Annotated in this window: 3 protein-coding genes; 1 reads left to right on the top strand and 2 read right to left on the bottom strand. The window is 68.0% G+C overall.

Annotated elements, in window-relative coordinates:
* Positions 1–364: serine dehydratase beta chain (locus CWC38_RS11570; RefSeq protein WP_276309585.1), on the bottom strand; the 364-nt coding region annotated here is incomplete at its 3' end.
* Positions 365–660: 296 nt separating this feature from the next.
* On the opposite strand from CWC38_RS11570, the gene CWC38_RS11565 reads away from it, so the two are divergent.
* Positions 661–1,230 carry a GNAT family N-acetyltransferase gene (locus tag CWC38_RS11565; protein ID WP_121846858.1) on the top strand — a complete coding sequence of 190 codons (570 nt, stop codon included), beginning with the start codon at positions 661–663 and terminating at the stop codon, positions 1,228–1,230.
* A 132-nt stretch (positions 1,231–1,362) separates the two neighbouring features.
* Here the strand turns inward: CWC38_RS11565 and nrdF are convergent, their stop codons facing one another.
* Positions 1,363–2,379, bottom strand: coding sequence for a class 1b ribonucleoside-diphosphate reductase subunit beta (gene nrdF / locus CWC38_RS11560; protein ID WP_121846857.1), 1,017 nt, complete (start codon positions 2,377–2,379; stop codon positions 1,363–1,365).
* Between the last annotated feature and the right edge of the window lie 27 nt (positions 2,380–2,406).

Genomic DNA, 2,406 nt, shown 5'->3' with positions numbered 1-2,406 from the left:
GGAGGGATTTGCGGCGGTGCATGACCACGTCCTGCGCGCGGTCGAACGCGATGGGGTGCTGGCCGTCCAGCAGCAGCTCCCCCTTCTCGCTCGCGAGCGCGACCATCTCGTCCGCGCGGTCGGTGTCCACGGTCTCAGGGTCCTCACCCATGAGTCCCAGGACCACGGCCTTGTCCGAGCCGTGGCCCCGCCCGGTGGCACCCAGGGAGCCGAAGAGCTGGGAGTGCACACGGGTCACGGAGCCCAGCAGGGCGTCGTCGGCGAGGCCCGCCACGAAGAGCCGGGCGGCCCGCATGGGGCCCACCGTGTGGGAGGACGACGGTCCGATACCCACCGAGAACAAATCAAGAGCACTGAGCGCCATGGCCACATCTCCCCACTGTCGAACGTCACCGGCGGCACGGATGAGCGGCCGGGAGTCGTGCGATCCTGCGGGGCGCGTGAGCCCGCACGGAACGGACCCACGGTACGTGGGAGGCAGGGGGTGGGCAACCTCCGAAAGGAGGGGTCCGTGGGGCGCCGACGACGTCGCGAGCGTGCTGCCGGGATCGCACACGGAGGTTCCGTGGACCCACCTCGCACATCCCCGTGAATGGGCGTGACCGCGGCGAGGACCTCGTAGAGTGACCGTGAGAACACCCGGCCGGAGGAGCCCTTGCCATGTCCGCACCATTCGATGCCCGCCTGGCAGGACACCGAGCCCTGCAGGGAGAGAAAGTACGGTTCCGGGAACTGCGCGCCGATGACCTCCCGGATCTGGTGCAGTGGTGGCGAAATCCTGAGATGGCCCTGTTCCAGAGCCTCATGGTGACGCCCCAGCCGGAGGACACCGTGGCGGACATGTTCCGCAGCTGGTCCACCAACACCGGGGCCGGCGGGGTGGGGTTCAGCGTGGTCGACAGCGCAACGGACGAGCTCATCGGCCACGTCACGCTGTACGGAGCGTCTCTGCCCGCTCGGGCAGCCACACTGGCAGTGCTGATCGCGCCGGACCACGTGGACCGGGGATACGGAACAGACGCCGTGCGCCTGCTCACGAAGTTCGGTTTCCAGGAGATGGGTCTGCACCGGATCGAGCTGCGGGTGTTCGCGTACAACGAGCGAGCACGCGCGGTGTACCGCAAACTCGGCCACGTGGAAGAAGGAACCCGCCGGGACATTGCCTTCCACGGCGGGGAGTTCCACGACGAGGTGATCATGGCCGTCCTCGCCGAAGAATGGCTTCAGTGAAAGAAGGTCTCTGATCCACTCCGGGGCGGCGCACCACCTGCGGAGACGGATCGCCACGTCTCCCGGTCGTGAAGAGCCCCACGCGACCGCCCGAGCGCTGAGGGCGGAGGCGGCCGCGTGGCGCTGGTCCGGTCAGAACTCCCAGTCCGCGTCGGTGGTGTCCTCGCCCTTGCCCATCACGTAGCTGGAGCCCGAGCCGCTGAAGAAGTCGTGGTTCTCGTCGCTGCCCGGGGACAGGGCGGCCAGGATCTCGGGGTTCACGCGGGTCTCCTCCGCAGAGAAGCGTTCGGGGTAGCCCAGGTTCATGAGCGCCTTGTTGGCGTTGTACCGCACGAACACGGCCACGTCGTCCATCAGCCCCAGCGGTTCATAGAGCGCACCCGAGTAGCGCAGCTCCAGGTCGTAGAGCGTCTCCAGCAGCCCGAACGTGAACTCCTGCATCTCCGCCCGCTCGGCGGCGGTGTGCTCCTCGAGCCCCCGCTGGTACTTGTAGCCGGAGTAGTAGCCGTGCACGGCCTTGTCCCGCAGGATCAGCCGGATCATGTCCGCGGTGTTCGTGAGCGTGGCGTGCACGGAGAAGTGCAGCGGCAGGTAGAAGCCCGCGTACAGCAGCAGGGAGGACAGCAGGGTGGAGGAGACCTTGCGCTTGAGCGGGTCCTCCCCCGCGTAGTGCCGCAGCACCTGCTTGCAGCGCTGCTGCAGCAGGTCGTTGCCAACGGCCCACTCGTACGCGGCCTCGATCTCCGGGGTGGTGGCGAGCGTGGAGAACACGGAGGAGTAGGAGCGGGCGTGCACCGACTGCATGAACGCGATGTTCGTGTACACCGCCTCCTCGTGCTCGGTGCGGGCGTCCTGGATCTGGCAGATCTCCCCCACCGTGGCCTGCACGGTGTCCAGCATGGTCAGCCCGGTGAACACCTGCATGGTCAGGGTCCGCTCCTCCTCCCGCATCCGCTGCCACGCGGGGATGTCGTTGGACAGCGGAACCTTCTCCGGGAGCCAGAAGTTCGCGGTCAGCCGGTTCCACACCTCCAGGTCCTTGCCGTCCGGCACACGGTTCCAGTTCACCGGGCGCAGGCGCGCGGACGGGTTCTTCCGGTAGGCGGGCGGGGTGATCGAGTGCTGCGGGTACAGGGGTTCGGTGCTCATGCGGGGTCCGTTCTGTCGTGTGCGGGG

The sequence above is a fragment of the Kocuria tytonicola genome, from assembly GCF_003687455.1.
GTDB lineage: Bacteria > Actinomycetota > Actinomycetes > Actinomycetales > Micrococcaceae > Kocuria > Kocuria tytonicola.
The sequence above is the reverse complement of the archived record's forward strand: the minus strand, read 5'-3'. Positions and strand labels throughout refer to the sequence as shown.